Origin of the sequence: Mycolicibacter sp. MU0102, from assembly GCF_963378105.1 — a bacterium.
Lineage (GTDB): Bacteria > Actinomycetota > Actinomycetes > Mycobacteriales > Mycobacteriaceae > Mycobacterium > Mycobacterium holstebronense.
The window spans coordinates 3004474-3027187 of the sequence record NZ_OY726398.1; the positions used below are offsets into that span (position 1 = coordinate 3004474).

24 protein-coding genes are annotated in these 22714 nt (G+C 66.4%); 16 read left to right on the forward strand and 8 right to left on the reverse strand.

Annotated features, from left to right (window positions below; all coding sequences use genetic code 11):
- The first annotated feature begins 78 nt into the window (after positions 1-78).
- Genes RCP37_RS14115 through RCP37_RS14165 form a run of 11 tightly spaced genes read left to right on the forward strand, consistent with a single transcriptional unit; the run spans position 79 to position 8893 of the window.
- Positions 79-1518 (forward strand): aromatic ring-hydroxylating oxygenase subunit alpha, encoded by a 1440-nt coding sequence (locus RCP37_RS14115; protein ID WP_308487091.1) that lies wholly within the window; start codon positions 79-81, stop codon positions 1516-1518.
- Positions 1515-2141, forward strand: coding sequence for a 3-phenylpropionate/cinnamic acid dioxygenase subunit beta (locus RCP37_RS14120; protein ID WP_308483696.1), 627 nt, complete (start codon positions 1515-1517; stop codon positions 2139-2141). Before RCP37_RS14115 ends, RCP37_RS14120 begins: the two co-directional genes overlap by 4 nt.
- 17 nt (positions 2142-2158) lie before the next feature.
- Positions 2159-2398, forward strand: coding sequence for a hypothetical protein (locus RCP37_RS14125; RefSeq protein ID WP_046284700.1), 240 nt, complete (start codon positions 2159-2161; stop codon positions 2396-2398).
- Positions 2395-3195: a 3-(cis-5,6-dihydroxycyclohexa-1,3-dien-1-yl)propanoate dehydrogenase gene (hcaB, locus tag RCP37_RS14130; protein ID WP_308483697.1), complete on the forward strand. Its 801-nt coding sequence runs from the start codon at positions 2395-2397 to the stop codon at positions 3193-3195. The genes RCP37_RS14125 and hcaB overlap by 4 nt, the downstream gene beginning before the upstream one ends.
- Complete coding sequence (gene phtC / locus RCP37_RS14135; protein ID WP_308483698.1) at positions 3192-3920, forward strand: 3,4-dihydroxyphthalate decarboxylase; 729 nt, start codon at positions 3192-3194, stop codon at positions 3918-3920. Before hcaB ends, phtC begins: the two co-directional genes overlap by 4 nt.
- Complete coding sequence (gene pcaH, locus RCP37_RS14140) at positions 3917-4666, forward strand: protocatechuate 3,4-dioxygenase subunit beta (RefSeq protein WP_308483699.1); 750 nt, start codon at positions 3917-3919, stop codon at positions 4664-4666. Before phtC ends, pcaH begins: the two co-directional genes overlap by 4 nt.
- Positions 4659-5207 (forward strand): protocatechuate 3,4-dioxygenase subunit alpha, encoded by a 549-nt coding sequence (pcaG, locus tag RCP37_RS14145; RefSeq protein ID WP_308483700.1) that lies wholly within the window; start codon positions 4659-4661, stop codon positions 5205-5207. The genes pcaH and pcaG overlap by 8 nt, the downstream gene beginning before the upstream one ends.
- Positions 5204-6403, forward strand: a complete 1200-nt coding sequence (gene pcaB, locus RCP37_RS14150) for a 3-carboxy-cis,cis-muconate cycloisomerase (protein ID WP_308483701.1) — start codon at positions 5204-5206, stop codon at positions 6401-6403. Before pcaG ends, pcaB begins: the two co-directional genes overlap by 4 nt.
- Positions 6400-7557 (forward strand): bifunctional 3-oxoadipate enol-lactonase/4-carboxymuconolactone decarboxylase PcaDC, encoded by a 1158-nt coding sequence (gene pcaDC, locus RCP37_RS14155; RefSeq protein WP_308483702.1) that lies wholly within the window; start codon positions 6400-6402, stop codon positions 7555-7557. Before pcaB ends, pcaDC begins: the two co-directional genes overlap by 4 nt.
- Positions 7554-8222: a 3-oxoacid CoA-transferase subunit A gene (locus RCP37_RS14160; RefSeq protein WP_308483703.1), complete on the forward strand. Its 669-nt coding sequence runs from the start codon at positions 7554-7556 to the stop codon at positions 8220-8222. The genes pcaDC and RCP37_RS14160 overlap by 4 nt, the downstream gene beginning before the upstream one ends.
- Positions 8219-8893, forward strand: coding sequence for a 3-oxoacid CoA-transferase subunit B (locus tag RCP37_RS14165; RefSeq protein ID WP_308483704.1), 675 nt, complete (start codon positions 8219-8221; stop codon positions 8891-8893). Before RCP37_RS14160 ends, RCP37_RS14165 begins: the two co-directional genes overlap by 4 nt.
- A 61-nt stretch (positions 8894-8954) precedes the next feature.
- Here the strand turns inward: RCP37_RS14165 and RCP37_RS14170 are convergent, their stop codons facing one another.
- A complete protein-coding gene (locus RCP37_RS14170; protein WP_065039038.1) occupies positions 8955-9971 on the reverse strand; it encodes a 3-isopropylmalate dehydrogenase in 1017 nt (338 codons plus the stop codon).
- Positions 9968-11554 (reverse strand): phosphoglycerate dehydrogenase, encoded by a 1587-nt coding sequence (serA, locus tag RCP37_RS14175; RefSeq protein WP_308483705.1) that lies wholly within the window; start codon positions 11552-11554, stop codon positions 9968-9970. Before serA ends, RCP37_RS14170 begins: the two co-directional genes overlap by 4 nt.
- A gap of 366 nt (positions 11555-11920) precedes the next feature.
- On the opposite strand from serA, the gene RCP37_RS14180 reads away from it, so the two are divergent.
- The 3 genes from RCP37_RS14180 (at position 11921) to RCP37_RS14190 (ending at position 14688) form a co-directional block, all read left to right on the forward strand.
- The gene (locus RCP37_RS14180; RefSeq protein ID WP_308483706.1) at positions 11921-12391 is read left to right on the forward strand and encodes a DUF4262 domain-containing protein; all 471 of its coding nucleotides are present in this window, start codon (positions 11921-11923) and stop codon (positions 12389-12391) included.
- Between the two features lie 26 nt (positions 12392-12417).
- The gene (locus tag RCP37_RS14185) at positions 12418-13851 is read left to right on the forward strand and encodes a phytoene desaturase family protein (RefSeq protein ID WP_308483707.1); all 1434 of its coding nucleotides are present in this window, start codon (positions 12418-12420) and stop codon (positions 13849-13851) included.
- Positions 13852-13974: 123 nt separating this feature from the next.
- Positions 13975-14688: a hypothetical protein gene (locus RCP37_RS14190; RefSeq protein ID WP_308483708.1), complete on the forward strand. Its 714-nt coding sequence runs from the start codon at positions 13975-13977 to the stop codon at positions 14686-14688.
- Positions 14689-14804: 116 nt separating this feature from the next.
- Here RCP37_RS14190 and ilvC read toward each other — a convergent pair whose 3' ends face one another.
- The 5 genes from ilvC to RCP37_RS14215 all read right to left on the reverse strand — a co-directional run bounded on the left by ilvC (position 14805) and on the right by RCP37_RS14215 (position 20027).
- The gene (ilvC, locus tag RCP37_RS14195; protein ID WP_308487092.1) at positions 14805-15806 is read right to left on the reverse strand and encodes a ketol-acid reductoisomerase; all 1002 of its coding nucleotides are present in this window, start codon (positions 15804-15806) and stop codon (positions 14805-14807) included.
- A 54-nt stretch (positions 15807-15860) separates the two neighbouring features.
- Positions 15861-16373, reverse strand: coding sequence for an acetolactate synthase small subunit (gene ilvN / locus RCP37_RS14200; protein ID WP_046284693.1), 513 nt, complete (start codon positions 16371-16373; stop codon positions 15861-15863).
- Positions 16373-18253 (reverse strand): acetolactate synthase large subunit, encoded by a 1881-nt coding sequence (locus RCP37_RS14205; protein WP_308483709.1) that lies wholly within the window; start codon positions 18251-18253, stop codon positions 16373-16375. The genes ilvN and RCP37_RS14205 overlap by 1 nt, the downstream gene beginning before the upstream one ends.
- Positions 18254-18459: 206 nt before the next feature.
- Entirely contained in the window at positions 18460-19314 is an 855-nt protein-coding gene (locus tag RCP37_RS14210; protein ID WP_308483710.1) for a metal-dependent hydrolase, read from the reverse strand.
- Positions 19311-20027 carry a TetR/AcrR family transcriptional regulator gene (locus tag RCP37_RS14215; RefSeq protein WP_308483711.1) on the reverse strand — a complete coding sequence of 239 codons (717 nt, stop codon included), beginning with the start codon at positions 20025-20027 and terminating at the stop codon, positions 19311-19313. The genes RCP37_RS14210 and RCP37_RS14215 overlap by 4 nt, the downstream gene beginning before the upstream one ends.
- Positions 20028-20118: 91 nt before the next feature.
- Between RCP37_RS14215 and RCP37_RS14220 the strand changes: the two genes are divergently transcribed.
- Positions 20119-20457, forward strand: a complete 339-nt coding sequence (locus tag RCP37_RS14220; RefSeq protein ID WP_308487093.1) for a PH domain-containing protein — start codon at positions 20119-20121, stop codon at positions 20455-20457.
- A gap of 37 nt (positions 20458-20494) precedes the next feature.
- Here the strand turns inward: RCP37_RS14220 and RCP37_RS14225 are convergent, their stop codons facing one another.
- Complete coding sequence (locus RCP37_RS14225) at positions 20495-21310, reverse strand: DoxX family membrane protein (protein ID WP_308483712.1); 816 nt, start codon at positions 21308-21310, stop codon at positions 20495-20497.
- Positions 21311-21443: 133 nt separating this feature from the next.
- Here RCP37_RS14225 and RCP37_RS14230 point away from each other — a divergent pair, with 133 nt between their 5' ends.
- Positions 21444-22565 carry a PQQ-dependent sugar dehydrogenase gene (locus RCP37_RS14230; RefSeq protein ID WP_308483713.1) on the forward strand — a complete coding sequence of 374 codons (1122 nt, stop codon included), beginning with the start codon at positions 21444-21446 and terminating at the stop codon, positions 22563-22565.
- The last annotated feature ends 149 nt before the right edge of the window (positions 22566-22714 follow it).

A 22714-nucleotide genomic window follows, 5' to 3' on the forward strand; every position in this document is an offset into this window, starting at 1 on the left:
TGGCAGAGTTTTCTCCACGCCCCAGGGAATTTCTCTGCATACCAGATATTGCGGGCCTTCAAGACTGGAGACGCATCGATGAGTGATCACCGGCATGTCCTCGATGAGGTCAGGCGGGGAATGATCCCAGCGCACATCTACAACGACGCCGAGCTCTTCGAACTCGAGAAGGAGCGGCTCTTCCGTCGCGCCTGGATGTTCGTGGCGCATGAGTCGGAGATCCCCCAAGACGGTGACTACGTCGTGCGACGCCTGCTCAACGACTCCTTCATCATTGCGCGCGACTCCAAGGGCGACGTGCGGGCCATGTTCAACATGTGCCTGCATCGTGGGATGCAGATCTGCCGCGCCGAAATGGGCAATGCCTCCAATTTCCGCTGCCCCTACCACGGCTGGTCGTATCGCAACGACGGGCGCATCACCGGCCTGCCCTTCCACCAAGAGGCCTATGGCGGCGAGGCCGGCTTCTCCAAGCGCGGTCAGACGCTGTTGCCGGCACCAAGCCTGGCCAGTTACAACGGGATGATCTTCATCAGCCTTGATCCCCAGGCGCCCCCGCTCGAAGAGTTTCTCGGCGACTTCAAGTTCTATCTCGACTTCTACACCAAGCAGAGCCGCAGCGGTCTCGAAGTCCGCGGCCCGCAACGATGGCGCATCAAAGCGAACTGGAAGATCGGCGTCGAGAACTTCGCCGGGGACATGTATCACACCCCACATACCCACGCCTCTGTCGTCGATATCGGGCTGTTTCGTGAACCTAAGGCGCAGAAGCGTAAAGACGGTGCGACCTACTGGGCGACCTGCGGCGGCGGTACAACCTACAAGCTGCCGCCCGGCAACTTTGAGGAACGGATGCGCTATGTCGGCTACCCCGACGAGATGGTGGGCCGAATCAAGGACGTGTGGTCCACCGACCATCAGCGCATGGTCGCCGACGACGGCTTCATGATCTCGGCGGCATCGTGCTTTCCCAATATGAGCCTGGTGCACAACTGGCCAAAAATTCAAGACAGCGAAGATGTGTTGCCGTTCATATCGATTCGTACCTGGCAACCGATCAGTGAGAACGAAACCGAGGTGTACTCGTGGTTCGCGGTCGACGCGGCCGCCCCCGAGCAGTTCAAGAAGGACTCCTACAAGGCCTACCTGATGTGCTTTGGCTCCACGGGCATGTTCGAACAGGATGACGTGGAGAACTGGGTGTCGCTGACCAACACCGCTGCCGGTTCCATGGCCCGTCAACTGTTGCTCAACGGACGGATGGGCCTGCTCGCCGACGACACCCCGGTGGTCAACGCGTTACCGCCGGAGCTGTTCCATGGCCCAGGCACCGCTCAAGTCGGCTACAACGAGAACAATCAGCGGGCGATCCTCCGGATGTGGGCCGATCACCTCCAGATGGCTCCGGTAGCGACGGACACCGCGGCGATGGGTACGCAGCGCGACGGAATCACCCCCCTGGTGCAGACCAACGGCACGTCGGCATGCGAGACAGCCTGCGAGGAGGCCCCTGTATGACATCCGCCGAGAAGAGTCAGCGGCCCGGGTTCGCCCGACCGAAAGATGCCAGCGGACCGTGGGAGCTGGCAGTTCTGGGTGATCACGCGCCGAAGACGGTCCGCAGCGGTAAGCCCTTGCCGTTCAACGATGCCCGCCATCTGCAGGCGCATCAGTTCTTGGTCGACGAGGCCTATCTGCTCGACGCACAGCAGTACACCGAATGGCTCGACACCCTCACCGAGGACATCCACTACTTCATGCCTGTGCGGGTGACCACCGCCTCGGGCGCTGGATTCGACACTTCGCCCGGCATGGCCCATTTCGACGAAAACAAATACTCGTTGAACCGGCGCGTCGCGCGCTTTGCGACCGAGCACGCCTGGACCGAAGATCCGCCGTCGCGGCTGCGCCATCACATCACCAACGTCCGCACCTTTGCCTGCGATGATGATCAACACCTGATCGTCGAGTCGGCCGAGCTGCTCTTCCGCAGCCGCGGCGATGTGAACGAGGCGGCGTTCGTCTCCTGCGGCCGTGAAGACCTACTGCGGCGCACTGGTGACCAATGGAAGTTGGCGCGGCGCACTATCTATGTCGATGAGTCGGTCCTGCGTATGCAGAACTTGGCGGTCTTCCTGTGAGCGCACTCGACGACCTCATGGCTAATGCGGTCGGTGACGCGATAACCATCGCCAACGAATTCACCGAAGTGACGCTGCACCGGGTCGACACTCGCAACGGTTCGCGGCTGCTGATCACGTCACCGAAGTCGGGGCAATGGATCAGTCTCGACGCCCTGGAACTTGAAGCATTGACCTGGCAGAACGCCTACACTCTGGCGGCGATGGTCGGCAACATGCATCAACCGCTCCTCTCGGACGACAGCGACCTGCCGTGACGCGATGGCTGGACGGTAAGAGGGCGCTCGTCGTCGGCGCCGGCTCGGGCATCGGCCGAGCAGTCGTCGACGCCTATCTCGACGAGGGCGCCCAGGTCGCGGTGTTGGAACGCGATCAGTCGAAGTGCGCTGCGTTAGCTAGTCAGTTGCCGGGAGTTCCGGTGACACAGGGCGATGCAACGACTGCCGAGGCAAATGAGCGCGCTGTCGCTGCCGCCGTTGCGGCTTTCGGCGGCCTGGACACGCTGGTCAACTGCGTTGGGATCTTCGACTTCTACAAGGGAATCACTGATATCTCGACCGAAGAGCTAGAGCCGGCGTTCGACGAGATGTTCAAGACGAACGTGCTGAGTCAGCTGCAGTCGGTGAAAGCTGCCGTCCCAGCGCTTCAAGCCCAGGAGCGCTCGTCGATCGTCCTGACCGAATCTGCATCGTCGTTCTACCCGGGCCGCGGCGGCGTACTTTACGTCGCGTCGAAGTTCGCCGTGCGCGGCCTGGTCAGCACTCTCGCCTATGAACTCGCGCCGCACATCCGGGTCAATGGCGTTGCGCCGGGCGGAACATTGAACACCGACCTGCGCGGTTTGCAGAACCTGTCGCTGGACCATATCCGCCTGGACGATACCCCCAACCGGGCACGCGATCTCGCGGCACGCACCCCGCTCAATGTGGCGCTCACTCCACAGGACCACGCCTGGAGTTACGTCTTCCTGGCATCAGACCGGTCCCGCGGTATCACGGCCGGGACTACACATCCCGACGGCGGATTCGGAATGACTACCGGGGGTACCGCGTGACCGGCGACGATCTGGCCCCGCTGCGACTCGAGGTTGCGCAGGCCTGCCGAGTCGCTGCAGCCCGGGGCCTGGTGGACGGCATTCTCGGACACATCAGTGCCCGAGTCGACGAACAACACCTACTCGTGCGGTGTCGCAGCGACTCCGACGACGGAGTGGCATTCACTCGTCCCGACGACATTCGGCTCATCCGCTTTGACGGAACACCAGGCATGCCAGGGGAACTGGACGGATATCGGGTCCCCAACGAGCTGCCGATCCACGTCGAAACCCTGCTGGCCCATCCCGAACACCGGGCAGTGGCCCACCTGCATCCCCCGGCCGTCGTCGCCGCCGACCTGGCGGGCATCACGATCGAACCCATCTACGGGGCCTTCGACATCCCCGGCGCATGGCTCGCGCGCCGCGGCGTCCCGGTATACCCGCGGGCGGTGCTGATCCGCACCTCAGAACTCGGCAAAGAGATGGTCGCCGCCATGGCGGACAAGCCGGTGGTGATCTGCCGCGGCCATGGAATCACCAGTGCCGCAGCCACGGCAGCCCAGGCCGTCCTGCAGGCGATCAGCCTGGACCAATTGGCTTCGATGTCACTGCGGGTCCGCGCCGCGGGCGGCACGTTGATGCCGATCGACGAGGAAGATTGGGCAGATCTGCCCGATCTCGGCCCCGCGTTCACCGCGGACGCCGCCTGGCGCTACGAGCTGGCCCGGCTGGAGCAACGATGACTGGTCAGGCGGAGATCAGCGCCGAGATCGGGGCGATCCAGGCCGGTTACCAGCGTGCGGGCCTCGAGGAAAGCCAACCCAGACTCGACTATCCGCCGTACCGCAGCAGCGTGCTTCGGCATCCCAAAAACGCCCTACTCCTGGCAGAACCCGAGGCCGCCGAGCTGCAGGCGCCCTGTTTCGGGCAGGACGACGTCGCCCCGCTCGACGCCGATCTGACGATCCAGCACGCGGGTGCACCGATCGGTGAGCGCACCGTGGTGACCGGGCGGATCGTCGACGGCAACGGCAAGCCGGTGCGCCGCCAACTCGTCGAGATCTGGCAGGCCAACGCCAGCGGGCGCTACATCCATCAGGGGGATCAGCATCCGGCACCGCTGGACCCCAATTTCACCGGAGCGGGGCGTTGCCTCACCGACGACGACGGGTTCTACCGTTTCACAACGATCAAGCCCGGCCCCTACCCCTGGCGCAACCACCACAACGCCTGGCGGCCGGCGCATATCCATTTCTCCTTGTTCGGAACTGATTTCACGCAACGGATGATCACTCAGATGTACTTTCCGGGCGACCCGCTGTGCCCGTTGGACCCGATCTATCAGTCGATCACCGACCAGAAGGCTCGTGGCCGGCTCGTGGCGATCTACGACCACGACACCACCAGCCACGAATGGGCCACCGGCTACCGGTGGGACATCGTGCTCACCGGACCAGCCGCAACGCCATTCGAGGATCACGATGACTGAGCTGACGGCCACCCCCGGGCAGACCATCGGCCCGTTCTTCGGCTATGCGTTGCCATTCGAACGCGGCAACGAGCTCGTACCCCCTGGCTCGGCCGGTGCCGTCGAGTTGCACGGCATCGTCACCGACGGCGCCGGGGAGCCCGTTCCCGACGCGCTGTTGGAGATCTGGCAGGCCGATGCGGGCGGCGCAGTGCCGCGGACCAGTTCGCTTCGCCGCGACGGCGACACCTTCAGCGGGTGGGGACGCGCCGCGACAGATGCAGGCGGCCACTACAGCTTCACGACGGTGAAACCTGGTGCGCTCCATCATGCGGCGCCATTCATCACCGTCGCCGTGTTTGCGCGGGGCCTGCTGAACCGGTTGTTCACCCGTGCCTATCTTCCCGGCGATCGCCTCCATGCAGATCGCTTGCTGAATTCCGTGGCAGCTGACCGTCGACATACCCTCATCGCGGTGCCCGACGAGGGTGGCTTTCGGTTCGATATCAGGCTCCAGGGCGCCGACGAGACGGTATTCCTGCGCTATCGGGGGCAACCATGACCGACTTGTTGTGGCCCGGCGACCACCGGGCCGGGCCGATCTTCAGCGACGCGGCCTACCTGGCTGCGATGCTGCGAGTCGAAAGTGCCTGGCTCGACGCGCTTGTCGACGCCGATATCGCGCCGCAGTCGGCACGGGCCGACCTGACCGTGGCGGTCTCGGCAGCGGACTCCGAAGCGCTGGCCAGGGCCGCCGAAACGACCGGCAACCCGGTGCCGGGCCTGCTCGAATTACTCCGCGAACGCACCGGTGGCGAACCGGCACGCTGGCTGCACCGTGGCCTGACCAGCCAGGACGTCGTCGACACCGCCCTGATGCTCTGCCTGCGAGACGCATTGGATCGCGTTCGTCACGAGCTCAGCACCCAAGTACGCACCCTGGCCGCGCTGGCCGCGACCTACCGTGGCAGCCCCATGCTTGCCCGCACCTTGACGCAACCCGCGTTACCCACCACAGTCGGCATGAAGTTTGCCAACTGGCTGACCGGGATTTTGGACGGCGCCGACTGTGTCGCCACACTGCCGCAGCTTTCGGTGCAGGCCGGCGGCGCCGCGGGAACTATGGCCGCTGCCAGCGAGTTAGCCGGCTCGCCTACCGATGCCACAAGCCTGTCCGGACGATTGGCTGCAGCCCTCGGCCTTGCCGACGGCCCGCCGTGGCACACCACTCGCTCAGTCATCACCCGCGTCGGCGACGCGCTGGTGACATGTTGCGACGCCTGGTCCCACATCGCCAATGACGTTGCGACGAGCAGCAGACCCGAGATCGGTGAACTGGTCGAGGGCCGCGGCGGCGGTTCGTCGACGATGCCGCACAAGAACAATCCGGTGCTGTCCGTACTGATCCGCCGTACTGGACTGGCGGCACCGCCGCTGGCCGCCAGCCTGCACGCCGCGTCGGCAGGCAGCATCGATGAGCGTTCCGACGGCGGCTGGCACGCCGAATGGGCTGCCCTGCGGACCTTGTCCCGCTATACCGTCGTAGCCGCCGCGCAGACAACAGAGCTGCTGACCGGACTGGTCATCGACACTGACCGCGCCGCGACGAATCTCGCCGCCGCCGGCGATCTGCTCGGGGAGCGGCGAGCGATGACCGAACTGACCGGGAAACCAACTCGGGGCGACTACACCGGGGCGACAAGCCATCTCATCGATGCCGTGCTGCAACGCGCGCACCACCACTTGGAGGCAACATGAGCGTGCCGCGGCTGGTCGGCACCGACTTCGGCGGACCGCCGAACGCGGACCTGCTGCTGCTCGGGCCATCGCTCGGGACATCGGCAACCGCCCTGTGGGGCTTGGCCGCTGAACAACTCGCCGAGCGTCTGCGCGTCGTCGCGTGGGACCTTCCCGGCCACGGTCGTAGTCCGGCAGCTTCCTTCCGGATGCCAGACCTGGCGGCAGGCGTGCTGGCCTTGGTGGACGAGATCGCGCCGCGCGCGGCGTTCCATTACGCCGGCAATTCGATCGGTGGTGCGGTCGGCTTGCAGTTGCTACTCGATGCCCCCGAACGGGTGTCGAGTGCCACGCTGCAATGCACTGGCGCCGCCATCGGTCGAGCAGCGGATTGGGCGATACGCGCGGACACCGTGCGCACATCGGGCACCGGCGCGGTCGTCGAGGCTTCCCTACAACGCTGGTTCGCACCCGGCTTCATCGATCGAGCGCCGGGGCTGGTCGCGGCACTGGCGGATGCGCTGCGCGGCACCGACGACGAATCATATGCCCAGGCATGCGAGGCGCTGGCCGACTTCGATGTCACCGCACGACTCGGTCAGATCGCCGCACCGGTGTTGGCCATTGCCGGTTCTCATGATGGCGCTACTCCCCCGGATTTGCTGGGGCGCATCGCTTCCGGTGTCCAACACGGCCGCCTGGTGGTGCTCGACGATGTCGGCCACCTTGCGCCGGTCGAGGCCCCCAAGGCGACGGTGAACCTCATTCTCGCCCATCTGATGGTGCCGGATCCGGTCTACACCGCGGGTATGTCGGTGCGCCGACAGGTCCTGGGCGACGAGCACGTCGACCGCACGATCGCACGCACCACCGACTTCACCGCCGACTTTCAAGACCTGATCACCCGTTACGCGTGGGGCAACATCTGGACCCGAGACGGCCTCGACCGACGCAGTCGCTCGATCGTCACCCTGACCGCCCTGGTGGCTCGGGGCCACCACGAGGAGCTGGCCATGCATCTGCGCGCGGCGCGCCGCAACGGCCTGTCTAACGACGAGATCAAAGAGGTGCTGTTGCAGACCGCCATCTATTGCGGTGTACCCGATGCCAATACCGCGTTCCGCATCGCCGCGCAGGTGCTAGCCGACCACGACGGCTCTGAGGGCGAACGGTGAGCCGGGCCGTTGTCTGTGACACCGCCGCCGAAGCAGTATCCGGAGTCGCCGACGGCGCAACGGTTTTGGTAGGCGGATTTGGCTTGGCCGGCCTTCCCACCGTGCTGATCGATGCACTGATCGCTCAGGGCGCTCACGATCTGACCATCGTTAGCAACAATGCGGGCACAGCTGACACCGGGCTGGCAGCACTGCTGGCCGCCGGGCGGGTCCGCAAACTGATCTGTTCGTTTCCCCGCCAGTCCGATTCCTATGTGTTCGACGGCCTGTATCGCGCCGGCAAGATCGAGCTGGAACTCGTGCCGCAGGGCAACCTCGCCGAACGCATCCGCGCTGCGGGTGCGGGTATCGGAGCCTTCTACTGCCCCACCGGTGTTGGCACCCTGCTCACCGAGGGCAAGGAGATTCGGACCATCGACGGGAGGGACTATGCGCTGGAGTACCCCATCCACGCCGATGTCGCGTTGATCCGCGCCTACGTCGGGGATCGCTCGGGAAATCTGGTGTATCGCAAGACCGCCCGCAACTTCGGCCCGGTGATGGCTACCGCTGCCGAGCTGACGGTCGCCGAAGTGTCCCGTGTCGTCGACACCGGCCAGCTCGATCCCGAAGCGATTGTCACGCCGGGTATCTACGTCGATCGAATCCTGGAGACGAGCTCGTGACGCCGACCCCCGCTCTTCCCGTCGAGCATGTTGACCGCGGTCCCCTGAGCCGCGACGAACTCGCCGCCGTCATCGCCCGGGACATCCCGGCGGGTTCCTATGTCAATCTCGGCATCGGGCAGCCCACGCTGGTCGCCGATCACCTGGCACCCGACGACGCGGTGGTACTGCACACCGAAAACGGCATGCTGGGCATGGGACCCGCCGCACGGGGCGGCGACGTTGATCCTGACCTCACCAATGCCGGCAAGATTGCGGTGACCGAGATGCCCGGGGCCTCCTACTTCCATCACGCCGACTCCTTCGCGATGATGCGCGGCGGACACCTCGACGTATGCGTGCTGGGAGCATTACAGGTCAGCCAGTACGGCGACCTGGCCAACTGGCATACCGGGGAACCGGGCGCGATCCCGGCCGTCGGAGGCGCAATGGACTTGGCGATCGGAGCCAAGAAGGTGTTCGTAATGATGGATCTGTTCACCAAAGACGGTGCTGCCAAACTGGTTCCGTCGTGCACCTACCCGCTGACCGGTCTGCGCTGCGTCAGCAGGGTCTATACCGAGCACGCCATCATCGACATCGACAGGGCCACCGGAACGCTGCGGGCACGCGAAACCTTCGGCACCACCGCCGCTGACCTCGCAGCGAGATTGCCCGTCAGTTTCAGCTAGTCCAGCGCGCTATCGACGATGATGCGGCCCAAGCCAATTGGGCCGCATCACCGCAGCCGCGTCAGAGCAGGCTCAGGATCCGATCACCGGTGGCGACGGTCGACAGCTTCTGCCCACCGCGGGTAGCCAGGTGCTGCTCGACGGCAGCATCGACCCGAGCGGCCGCCTCGTGCTCGCCGATGTGGCCCAGCAGCATGGCCACCGACGTCACCGCCGCAGTCGGGTCGGCAATGCCCTGCCCGGCGATGTCGGGCGCACTGCCGTGCACCGGCTCGAACATCGACGGGTTGACACCGGTGGCGTCGATGTTGCCGCTGGCCGCCAGCCCGATCCCGCCGCAGACAGCACCCGCGAGGTCGGTGATGATGTCGCCGAACAGGTTGTCGCTGACGATCACGTCGAACCGGCCGGGGTCGGTGACCATGTAGATCGTGGCGGCGTCGACGTGGGTATAGGCGGTCTCGACGTCGGGGTAGTCCTTGGCGATCTCGGCCACCGTCCGGGTCCACAGCGATCCCGCGTAGGCCAGGACGTTGTTCTTGTGCACCAGAGTCAGGTGCTTACGCCGGGCGCGGGCCTTCTCGAAGGCGAATCGGACCACCCGGGCCACCCCGAACGCGGTGTTGACGCTGACCTCGGTGGCGACCTCGTGGGGAGTGCCGACCCGCAGTGCGCCGCCGTTGCCGGTGTAAGGCCCCTCGGTGCCTTCGCGCACCACCAGGAAGTCGATCTCCGGCGGATCGGCCAGCGGGCTGGACACTCCCGGGTACAGCCGGCTGGGACGCAGATTGACGTGGTGGTCCAGGGCGAAACGGGCGTGCAGCAGCAGGCCGCGCTCCAGCACACCTGAGGGCACCGACGGGTCACCGATCGCGCCGAGCAGGATCACGTCGTGGCCGCGGATCTCCTCGAGCACCGAGTCCGGCAGAACCTCGCCGGTGGCGTGATAGCGCTTGGCGCCCAGGTCGTATTCGGTCTTCTCGGTGCCCGGGAGCACCGCGTCGAGTACCTTGACGGCCTCGGCGATGACCTCCGGGCCGATCCCGTCGCCGGGAATGACAGCAAGCTTGAGGCTCATGACAGGTCAACCTCTTCAATCTTGTTGGCGCCGACTGCAGCAGTGATCGCCGATTGCACATCGGCGGGCACCTGGCGGTCGACCCGCAGCAGGACGGTCGCCGCAGGACCTTCGGCGTCCTCGGACAGCTGCGCGGCGTGGATGTTGATGCCCGCCGAGCCCAGCAGAGTGCCGATCTTGCCGAGCGCGCCGGGCTGGTCGGAGTAGTTGATGATCAGGTTGACGCCCTGGGCCCGCAGGTCGAAGTGCCGGCCGTTGATCTCGACGATTTTCTCCACCTGCTGGGTGCCGGACAGCGTGCCGGCAACCGTGACGGTGGAGCCGTCGGCGGTGACCGCCTTGAGCTCGACGACGCTGCGGTGGTTGGGGCTTTCGGTGGCGGTGCCGATCTCGGCGTCGACACCGCGTTCGGCGGCCAGGGCCGGCGCGTTGACGAAGGTCACCGGGTCTTCGATGACCGCCGAGAACAGGCCGCGCAACGCCGACAAGCGCAGCACTCCAACGTCTTCGGAGGCCAGCTCACCACGCACCTGTACCGACAGCGACACCGGCAGCCCGTCGGAGAGCGCACCCGCAAGCAGCCCGAGCTTGCGCACCAGGTCCAGCCAGGGAGCGACTTCCTCGCTGACCGCGCCACCGCCGACGTTGACCGCGTCGGGAACGAATTCGCCGGCCAGCGCCAGCTTCACACTCTTGGCGACGTCGGTGCCGGCCCGGTCCTGGGCCTCAGCGGTCGATGCGCCCAGGTGCGGGGTCACCACCACCTGCGGCAGGTCGAACAGCGGCGAGTCGGTGCACGGTTCGGTGGCGAACACGTCCAGCCCGGCGGCCCGGACATGGCCGCTGGTGATCGCCTCGGCCAGTGCCGCCTCGTCGATCAGCCCGCCGCGGGCCGCGTTGACGATGATTACCCCGGGCTTGGTCTTGGCCAGGTTTTCCTTGCCGATCAGACCCGCGGTTTCGGGCGTCTTTGGCAGGTGCACCGAGATGAAGTCGGCACGGCCGAGCAACTCGTCGAGGGTGAGCAGCTCGATGCCGAGCTGGGCGGCGCGGGCCGCCGACACATACGGGTCGTAGGCGACGATGTGGGCGCCGAATGCGGCCAGCCGCGCCGCGACCAGCTGTCCGATGCGTCCGAGCCCGACCACGCCGACAGTGTGGTCGTAGATCTCGGTGCCGGAGAACGACGACCGCTTCCACTGCTTGCCGTGCAGCGAGGCGTCGGCGGCGGGGATCTCGCGGGCGGCGGCGAGCATCAGCGCGATCGCATGCTCGGCGGCGCTGTGGATGTTCGAGGTCGGGGCGTTGACCACCAGCACGCCGCGGGCGGTGGCAGCGTCCACGTCGACGTTGTCCAGGCCGACCCCGGCGCGCGCCACGATCTTGAGCTTGGTGCCGGCCGCGAGGACCTCGGCGTCGACGGTGGTGGCCGAGCGCACCAGCAGCGCGTCGGCTTCCGGTACCGCGGCCAGCAGCTTCTCCCGGTCCGGGCCGTCCACCCAGCGAACCTCGACCTGGTCGCCGAGGGCGGCGACGGTGGATTGGGCGAGTTTGTCAGCGATCAAAACCACGGGCAGAGTCACCCGGACAGCTTAGTGGCTGGTCGCAAGCCCGGCGGAGCCGGGCGCAGCGGGCCGGCCACCATCAGCACAGCGCTGGTCGCAAGCCCGGCGGAGCCGGGCGCAGCGGGCCGGCCACCATCAGCACAGCGCTGGTCGCAAGCCCGGCGGAGCCGGGCGCAGCGGGCCGGCCACCATCAGCACAGCGCTGGTCGCAAGCCCGGCGGAGCCGGGCGCAGCGGGCCGGCCCGTCCCCCGCCCCGAGATTGCACTGAGGCGGGCGCTGCGCCGATTTCACCCGCCTGAGTTCAATCTCGCGACGCGGGGCCCACTTCTTGTCGGACCCCCGGCGGACCCTGGGGTCAAATCGACCCGCAGGAAGGGGCACCTATGTGCTGGAAATGCGATCACCCGGACAGCACCGTCGAGCAGTGGCTGGACTCCATTCGCGCCACGGTGGATAAACACGGTTGGGCGGTGCAATACGTAGAGAGTGATCGGGCACCGTACGCCTACACGGTCGGCCTGCATGAACACGGCCTGCCTGAGCTGCTGGTGACGGGCCTGCCGCCGGATCGGACCGCCCGTTTGCTCCACAGTGTGGCCGCCTACTTGATGACGGGCGGACGGCCGCTGCCCGGCGAATGGATCGAAGTACCCGACGGTCCGCTGCTCGCGGTGGTTGCGGTGGAGCATCCGGACGCGCACATGAACGTGGCAATCGCGTTCTACGGCAGCGGTGTGCGGGCATTGCAGCTGGTCTGGCCAGATGAGCGCGGCCATCGGCCGTGGTGCCCCGAATTCGACAACGGCGGCGTCCGGCAGCCAGTGCTGGGGGTGCGCCCCGATTTGGCCGCATAGCGCGGGTCGCTCCCTACTATCGACGGATGGATGTCACCGTCGTCGGTAGTGGACCCAACGGCCTGGCCGCCGCCGTCATCTGTGCCCGCGCGGGCCTGTCGGTTCAGGTTCTAGAAGCCCAGCCCACGTTCGGCGGCGGCGCGCGCACTGCCGCCGATCTGGAATTCAGTGACGTCACCCATGACATCTGTTCAGCGGTGCACCCGCTCGGACTGGCATCGCCGTTCTTCACCGAGTTCGATCTGGCCGCCCGCGGTGTGCAGCTGACGGCGCCCGAGATCTCCTACGGAAATCCGCTGGATCACCGGCCGGCAGCGATCGCCTACCGGGACCTGGATCGCACCTGCGCAGAGTTGGAGCACGGTTCCTCCTGGCGACGGCTGCTCGGCCCACTGGTCGCCGACAGCCAAGCCGTAGTGAAGTTTCTGCTGGGCGACAAACGGTCCGTCCCGTCCGGGATCGCGACGGTCGCCCGGTTGGGGCTGCGGATGGCCGAGCAGGCCGGCCCAGCTTGGAACGCGACACTGTCCGGCGACGATGCCCGCGCCCTCTACACCGGGGTGGCCGCGCACACGATCTCGCGACTGCCGTCGGTGACGTCGGCCGGCGCGGGCATGATGCTGGCAACGCTTGGCCATACGGTCGGCTGGCCCATCCCGGTCGGCGGCAGCCAGGCGATCACCGATGCACTCATCGCGGACCTGACCGCGCACGGCGGCCAGCTGGCCACCGATAACCCGGTGCGAAAGCCGCCCGGTGGCGTGGTTCTGTTCGACACCGCTCCGACCGAGCTGCTGCCGATCTACGGAGACGCGCTACCGGCCCGGTATGCGAAGGCACTGCGCCGTTACCGGTTCGGCTCTGCGGCCGCCAAGGTCGACTTCGTGCTCGCCGATGAGGTGCCGTGGACCGATCCGCGCCTGGCGCAGGCGCCCACGCTGCATCTCGGAGGTGACCGCAAACAGATGGCCCAGGCCGAAGCCGCGATCGCCGCCGGCCGGCACGCGCCGCAGCCGATGATCTTGGCGGCGCTACCGCATCTGGTCGATCCGTCACGCATCGATGCTGCTGGCCGCCGCCCGATGTGGGCCTATGCCCACGTCCCGGCCGGCTCGACCAGAGATCAGGCCGAGACCGTGACCGCAGGCATCGAGCGATTCGCCCCCGGCTTCCGCGACATCGTGGTCGCGGTCCGATCGGTGCCCGCAGCCCAGCTGGCACACCACAATGCCAACTACGTCGGCGGCGATATCTCCGCCGGAGGCAACAGCGCGTGGCGGGCGCTGGCCGGGCCAACGCCTCGGGTAAACCCTTGGGCCACAGCAATTCCCGGGGTGTACCTGTGCTCGGCAGCCACACCGCCAGGCGCGGGCGTGCACGGAATGGCCGGCTACTACGCCGCGCGTACCGTGCTGCGCCGCGAGTTCGGGATTGACCGGTTGCCGAGCCTGGCACCCTGACGGCCTGCGCCCATTTCGGCGCCAGCGAACGCGTCAGCTTTGCGGAACCGACAGGCCGCACAGATTTTTCCCAGTTAATTAGAGACAGAATGCCAGGTTTGTTGTAGCCTCAGCTAACTTGTGTTGGGCGTTATAGAGACTCCCGATGGTGACACAAGTCACACTTCACCTGAAGGAGAAACCGTGCCAATCACCCTTCGTCCCTTTGCCCTGGCGGGCGCCGCGCTCATCGGCGCCGGCGCAATTGCCGCAACACCCGTGGTCGTCGCCCCGCCCAACTTGCACATGCCGGCCATCGAGCTCACCGCCGACGGTAGCGGCGCGCTCGGTGACGTCCTGAGCCAGATCGACTTCTCCGGCATTTTCAGCGGCCTCGGCAACTGGCTGAGCAACGTCGACTTCGGCGGAGCCCTCAGCGACCTCTTAAACAATATCGACTTCTCCGACATCTTCAGCGGTTTCCTGAGCAACATTGACCTGACCGGCCTCTTCAGCGGTTTCGGGGACCTGCTGGGCAACTTCGACCTGTCGGGCCTCTTCAGCGGCTTCGGGGACCTGCTGGCCAACTTCGACATATCCGGCCTCTTCAGCGGCTTCGGCGACCTGCTGGCCAACTTCGACATATCCGGCCTCTTCAGCGGCTTCGGCGACCTGCTGGCCAACTTCGACATATCCGGCCTCTTCAGCGGCCTCGGCGACCTGCTGGCCAACTTCGACCTGTCGAACCTGTTCGGCAGCTTCGACCTGTCGAACCTGTTCGACAGCTTCGACCTGTCGAACCTGTTCTCGGAACTGGACCTGTCGGCCTGGCTCGACGGCTTGCTCGGCAGCCTGTAAGTACCACAAACGGCGAGTGGCCCCTTCCAAGGAAGGGGCCACTCGTCTTTGGGATCGTCTTGTCCTCGATAGCCGTTGTAGGCCAACGACTATCGAGGAGAAAACAGCACCGCCGCTTAGGCGGTTTCGGTGATCGGCCGGTCCACCCAGCTCATCAGGTCGCGCAGCTTCTTGCCGGTGACCTCGATGGGGTGCTCCGCGTTCTCCTTGCGCAGACGCTCGAGTTCCTTGTTGCCGCCCTCGACGTTAGCCACCAGGCGCTTGACGAAGGTGCCGTCCTGGATGTCGGACAGGATGTCGCGCATCCGCTGCTTGGTGTCGGCGTCGATCACCCGCGGACCCGACAGGTAGCCGCCGAACTCCGCGGTGTCGCTCACCGAGTAGTTCATCCGGGCGATGCCACCCTCATACATCAGGTCGACGATCAGCTTGAGCTCGTGCAGCACCTCGAAGTAGGCCATCTCCGGGGCGTAACCCGCCTCGACCATGACCTCGAAGCCGGCCTTGACCAGTTCTTCGGTGCCACCGCACAACACGGCCTGCTCACCGAACAGGTCGGTCTCGGTCTCTTCCTTGAAGGTGGTCTTGATGACGCCGGCCCGGGTGCCGCCGATGCCCTTGGCGTACGACAAGGCCAATGCCTCACCCTCGCCGTTGGGGTCCTGCGCGATCGCGATCAGCGAGGGCACGCCCTTGCCGTCGACGAACTGCCGGCGCACCAGGTGGCCCGGGCCCTTGGGCGCGACCATCCCGACGGTGATGTCGGCGGCCGGCTTGATCAGGCCGAAGTGGATGTTGAGGCCGTGGCCGAAGAACAGCGCGTTGCCCGCCACCAGGTTCGGCTCGATGTCATTGGTGAAGATCTCGGCCTGGGCGGTGTCGGGGGCCAGCACCATGATCACGTCCGCCCACTTGGCGACCTCGGCGGGGGTGTCGACCTCGAGGCCCTGCTCGGCGACCTTGGCGCGCGACTTCGACCCTTCCTTGAGGCCCACCTTCACCTGCACACCGGAGTCGCGCAGGCTCAGCGAGTGCGCGTGTCCCTGGCTGCCGTAACCGATCACGCCGACCTTGCGGCCCTGGATGATCGACAGGTCAGCGTCGTCGTCGTAGAACATCTCAACTGCCACTGGTTTTCTTCCTTACTATCTTTACTGGCTTTTTCTGGGGGACTATTTGGTCGTGCCGATGCCGCGCGGACCGCGAGACAACGATACGAGACCCGATTGGACGATCTCGCGGATGCCATAGGGCTCCAGCACCCGCAGTAGCGCATCGAACTTGGCCGGCGTGCCGGTGGCCTCGATGATCAACGACTCCGGAGAGACATCGATCACCCTGGCGCGGAACAGGTTCACCGCCTCGACGATCTGTCCACGCGTACTGGCATCGGCGCGGACCTTGATCAGCGCGATCTCGCGGGAGACGGAGTTGTCCTCCTCCTGCTCGACGATCTTGATGACGTTGATCAGCTTGTTGAGCTGCTTGGTGATCTGCTCCAGCGGGGTGTCCTCCACCGAGACCACGATCGTCATCCGCGACATGTTCTTGGTCTCGGTGGCACCGACTGCCAGCGACTCGATGTTGAAGCCGCGGCGGGAGAACAGTGCCGCCACCCGCGCGAGCACACCCGGCTTGTCCTCGACCAGCACCGACAGGGTGTGGGTCTTCCAACCTGTCGCCATCACGCGTGCCCCTCGTTGTTCTCGTCGTCGAACAGCGGCCGGATGCCGCGTGCAGCCTGGATCTCGTCGTTGCTGGTGCCGGCGGCCACCATCGGCCACACCTGCGCGTCCGCGCCGACGATGAAGTCGATCACCACCGGCCGGTCGGTGACCGCCCGCGCCTGATTGATCACGTCTTCGACGTCTTCCTCACGCTCGCAACGCAATCCGACACAGCCCAGCGCTTCGGCCAGCATCACGAAATCGGGGATGCGGTGGGAGTGGGTGGCCAGATCGGTCTGGCTGTAGCGCTCCCCGTAGAACAGGGTCTGCCACTGCCGCACCATGCCCAAGTTGCCGTTGTTGATCAACGCAACCTTGATCGGGATGCCCTCGATCGCGCAGGTGGCCAACTCCTGGTTGGTCATCTGGAAGCAGCCGTCGCCGTCGATCGCCCACACCTCGGCGTCCGGGCGGCCCATCTTGGCGCCCATGGCCGCCGGGATCGAGAAGCCCATGGTGCCCAGGCCGCCGGAGTTCAGCCAGGTGCGCGGCTTCTCGTACTTCACGAACTGCGCGGCCCACATCTGGTGCTGGCCGACGCCGGCAACATAGAGCGCGTCGGGTCCGGCGATGCGGCCCAGCGTCTCGATGACCAACTCCGGCGACAGGCTGCCGTCGCTCTGCGGCCCGTAGCTCAGCGGGTAGGTGGAACGCAGGCCGTCGAGGTAGGTCCACCAGTCGGTCAGGTCCAACGCGAGCTTCTCGTGGCGAAGCACCTCGAGCAGCTCGGTGATGACGGCCTTGACGTCACCGACGATCGGGACGTCGGCGTGCCGGTTCTTGCCGATCTCGGCGGGGTCGATGTCGGCGTGAATCACCTTGGCATCCGGGGCGAACGAATCCAGCTGGCCGGTAACCCGGTCGTCGAATCGGGCGCCCAGGGTGATCAGCAGATCCGAGCGCTGCAGCCCGGCCACCGCCGCGACCGTGCCGTGCATACCGGGCATGCCCAGGTGCTGGCGGTGGCTGTCCGGGAACGCGCCGCGGGCCATCAAGGTGGTGACCACCGGGATGCCGGTCAGCTCGGCCAGCTCGGCCAGTTCCTCGCAGGCATCCCCGCGGATCACGCCGCCACCGACATAGAGCACCGGCCGGCTCGCGGCCGCGATCAGTTTGGCGGCCTCGCGGACCTGCCGGCTGTGCGGCTTGGTGGTGGGCTTGTAGCCGGGCAGGTCCAGCCGCGGCGGCCACGCGAACGTGCACTGGCCCTGCAGCACATCCTTGGGGATGTCAACGAGAACTGCTCCGGGCCGTCCGCTTGCCGCGATGTGGAATGCCTCGGCCAGCGCGCGCGGGATGTCGTCACCGCTACGCACCAGGAAGTTGTGCTTGGTGATCGGCATGGTGATGCCGGAGATGTCGGCTTCCTGGAAGGCATCCGTGCCGATCAGCTGACGGCCGACCTGACCGGTGATCGCGACCACCGGGATGGAGTCCATCTGCGCGTCGGCCAGTGGGGTGACCAGGTTGGTGGCCCCCGGCCCCGAGGTAGCCATGCACACCCCGACCCGTCCGGTGGCGTGCGCATAGCCGCTGGCCGCGTGCCCGGCGCCCTGCTCGTGGCGGACCAGCACGTGACGCAGCTTCTTCGAGTCGAACAGCGGGTCGTAGACCGGCAGCACCGCGCCGCCGGGGATGCCGAAGATCACGTCAACGTCGAGCTCTTCCAGCGAACGGATCACCGATTGGGCACCGGTCATCTGCTCCGGCGGGACCCGCTTGGCGGGTGATTTGGCCTTGTCTGAAGCTGCGTCCGGGGCCTTATCAACGGACTTAGCCCCGTTGGCGGCTTGCGACGGTGCCGACCGCTCCGGCGGTCGCGTGGTGGGTGCGCTCACGGTTTCCTCTTTGTCTTCGACGACTGTGTCTTTGGAGACTGCTGGCAACAAAAAACCCCCGCCAGCTCAGCTGCTGCACGAGGGTTGCGCGTCGGTGTTGGAAGTTCAGGCAACAACCAACGCGCAGTGGGCTACTACGAGCATGCCGTTGTCCATAGCACACGACGGTAGCCGCTGGACCGACCCAGCGTCAAATGAGCGAGCACTCAGTTCAGGTGGTCGACCAGCGATCCCTGCTCGCCGAACAGTTCCGCTTCCCAGTGCTCCAGCAGCGCGGCGTTGTCCTGGTCGTCGGGATGGAAGCCCGGCCGCAGGTACTCCCCCAGCCGGCGGAAGACCGCGCGGGTCAAGAACGGCGAGTGCCGCAGGGCCGCAAAGCTGCGGACGAGTCGCACCGGGTGATAGGCGGCCCGGTCGGCGAAAAGCGAGATGAGGGTGTTCGTCACGACGGCGAGGGGAAAACTGAAGCGGATGATCCGCATCGTCCGGATGCGCCGGGTCTCATCGCCCCCGACCGCGCGATAGACGTCGAAGGCCACCGAGCGGTGCTCGGACTCCTCGATAGCATGCCACAGCAGCATGGACCGCACTTCGGTCGTGCCGAGCAGGGCCTGGGCCCGCTCGTCACTCAGCAGGGTCTCGGCGAAGACGGCGGTGAAATGTTCGAGTGCGGCGGTGATGGCCAGGCAGGTCAGCGGGGAGAACCGTCGTTCGATGATCGCCTGGCGGCGGTTCACCAGCCGGTCGATCCGGCGCGTCGGGTAACCCATCTCGTGCAGGCGCTCATTGAGTGCACGGTGCTCGCGCCCGTGGGTGACCTCCTGGCCGATGAATCCCTTCACCTGATCTTTGAGGTCGGGGTCGGTGATCTGGTCGGCGTAGCGACGCACCGAACGAATGAAGAAGTCCTCGCCCTCCGGGAACACCGCCGACAGGTGCGCGATCATGTGGCTCATCACCAGGTCACCCTGAACGAAATGGCGGTCCAGGGCTGCCACCGGATAGTTGAACCGGATGCGACGCGGCTGTACCGCCGGGTGGCGGTTCTCGTTGGCGGTCATGACTCTCTCTCGGGTTGGGGGCCTGCAAAGCCGGTCGCCAGTGGCCGAACCAGCATCTTGAAAGTTTCGAGAATGTCGTTGGTGGCCACCGGTTCGTGGCCCTCGATCGACCGCGACATCGCCAGGCCGTTCATCAGTACGAAAGCCATCTGCAAGCCGATGCGCGACCGTGGGGCACCGACATCGGCGGGGTCGGCCGGGCCGAGCAGTTGGTCGTAGACCCGCTCGCAGGCTTCGGCGAACTGCCGATCGGTTTCGATGACCGCCGGCGCCAGCTCCCGGTCGGTGCGCGCCGCCACCCACAGCTCGTGCGTTGCAGTGAAGGTCGGACCGGAAAACATCGACCACAGCAGGTCGAAGGCCTCATCGATCTTGTCGGCGGACGGGTCCAGCCCCGCCATCAACACCTCGAACTCTTCGATGCGGCGGTTCAGCGAGAACTCGATGGCGGCGGTCAGCAGGCCGACCTTGGTCGGGAAATGTCCCTGCAGCGCCCCCACCGAGACACCGGCACGGCGGGCTACCTCGGTCGTGGTGGTTCCCTTGAAACCAACCTCTACCAGCGCGTCGAGCGTCGCGTTGAGCAGCGCATGCCGGGTTTCGGCAGTGCGCTCCGCCTGGGTTCGGCGGGGTTTGGTCGGCGGCACGCGTCCATCATTCAACACATAAAATAAGTAGTCAATATTTATTTTTACCGGGGCGCTGCCTGCCACCCGACGGGTCGCATGACGCCGGCGGTGACATCATGCGGGGGTGGCCTCTCCTCCCCCCGATCCCGCACCGCTGGTGATCCGCATCTCGCCGATGGCCCACTTCGCCGTCGGCTTCCTGGCCCTCGGCCTGCTGATCCCCGTGTTGACCTGGCCAGTCACCGCGCCCCTGTTGGCGCTGCCGATCCTGCTCTCTGTGCTGATCGCTCGGTGGCGAACTGTGGCCGACGCTCAGCAGATCACCGTGCGGACCCTGACCGGCCGCCGCTCGATGGGTTGGGATGCCATCGACGGATTGGGATTCACCCGGGGATCGTGGGCACGGGCCCACCTGCGCGACGGCGAGATTGTGCGGTTGCCCGCGGTAAGTTTCGCCACCCTGCCGCTGCTGACCGAGGCCAGCGGCGGGCGGGTGCCCAACCCGTATCGCTGAATCAGCAGCAAGGGGACGGCGACGCGCCAGCGCAGTGCTAACCCAGCGGGTTGGCTCCGTTGAGGAACACCCACATCGCGATGCCCCCGGCGATTCCGAGCACCAGGGCCGCGATCGATCCGATGAAGGGCCGCCGCGCCCAGCCGCGGTCGCCGTCGAGGCCGTACCGCCCGGGGCCGACCAGCACGATCGCCACTGCCACCACGATCAGGATGACGTGGTATTCGTGGCCGTCGGGCAGGAAAAGGTCGAACCGGCCCTGGTTATGCGATGCGACGCCGGTGAGCACGCCGTTGATGAAGTACGCCAGCGCGCCGGCGGCGGCCAGCGGGGTGAACAGCCCGAGCACCAGCAGCAGGCCGGCGGCGATCTGCCCGCCCCCTGCCGCGTAGGTCAGGATGTCGGCGTGTTGGTAGCCGGCCGCGGCGATGGAACTCTTGAAATCGGCCAGCCCTTGACCGCCCCACCACCCGAACAGCTGACGCAGCCCGTGGGCCACCAACAGCACACCGAGACCCAACCGCAGAACCAGCAGACCGAGATCCTGGGTACCGCGCCGGTCCACCGCCCGGAACGGCTCGTCGGCGTCGGTGTCGCCGCCGATGGCAACTCCGACGCGGCCGGGGTTGGGCTGCGGCTCGGCGTAGGGCAACGGGTGGTAGCCGGTGCCTACCGGGCGAACACCGGTGGGGTCGTAAGCCGGAATGGCCGCGGTCTCGAAATCACCGGTATAAGTCGGTGATGGCATGTCGTCCTCCGGATCTACCAGACGTGCCGACTTGGGACGTCCTTTTCCTGCGTCGGCAGTCTCACCCGGCCGACGCCAGTGTGAGCCCTCGCCATGACTGGTCACCCTGCCAGCGTAAGTGCAACCCCGGCGGGATTGGGGATTTGAACGGCTTCGTTAGCGAATCGAATCCGGCCCGGTGCAGCACTGCGGCGGGCGTCGTGGCGAAACCCAACCCGGTGTCCGTAACCTGACGGGCATGCGGATGCGCGGGGTGGTTCACCGGGTGCCTGTCGTACTGTGCGCGACACTCCTGGTTCTGACAGGCTGCGCACACTTCGACGACGCTCAGTCTCAACCGTTCACCACCGTGCCGCGGCGCGGGATGGCGCCGCCGACGACTCCCCCGCCGCCACCACCGCTGCCCGCCAACCCATTCCCGAAACAGTGCCCGGCACCCGGTGTGATGCAGGGCTGCCTCGAGAGCACCAGCGGCCTGATCATGCACGGCGACAGCAAATCGGCCTTGGTCGCCGAACGGACCACCGGCGCGGTCAAAGAAGTCTCACTGTCCGCCGAACCCAAGGTGAAGACCGTCATCGGCGTCGACCCGGCCGGCGACGGCGGCCTGATGGACATCGTGCTGTCCCCTACCTATACGCAGGACCGGTTGATGTATGCCTACATCAGCACGCCCACCGACAACCGAGTGATCCGCATCGCCGACGGCGACGTCCCGAAGGACATCCTGACCGGGATCCCCAAGGGCGCGACGGGCAATACCGGTGCGCTGATCTTCACCAGTCCGACCACCCTGGTGGTGTTGACCGGCGACGCGGGCAATCCCGCCGCGGCCGCCGATCCCGGTTCGACCGCCGGCAAGGTGTTGCGCATCGAGCAACCCACCACCATCGGCCAGGCCGCGCCCACCACCGCACTGAGCGGCATGGGCGCCGGCGGCGGGTTGTGCATCGACCACGTCGACGGCTCGCTCTACGTCACCGACCGAACGCCGAGCGGCGACCGGTTGCAGCGCATCACCAAGGATTCCCGGGTGTCCACCGTGTGGACGTGGCCGGACAAGCCCGGCGTCGCCGGTTGCGCCGCGATGGATGGCATCGTGCTGGTCAACCTGGTCAACACCAAGCAGACGGTGGCTGTGCGACTGGCCGCCGGCACCGGATCGGTCACCAGCGAACCCGAGGTCATGCGCCAAGACACCCACGGCCACGTCTGGGCGGTCAAGATGTCGCCGGACGGCAACGTCTGGGGCGCGACGGTGAACAAGACCGCCGGGGATGCCGAGAAGCTTGACGACGTGGTCTTCCCGCTGTTCCCGTCTGGCGGCGGGTTCCCGCGCGCCAACGACGACAAGGACTAGGCGCCCGTCGGGCACGCTCTGTGCCACACCTCCGCGTCCGCGAGGCCCCGATCAGTATCAGCTTCGCGCTGCCCGCGGCGTCGATTCATCCGCGGCCGCAAGACTCCCAGACACCACTTTGGTCCACTCGGAGCCGCCGCCCTTCCGCC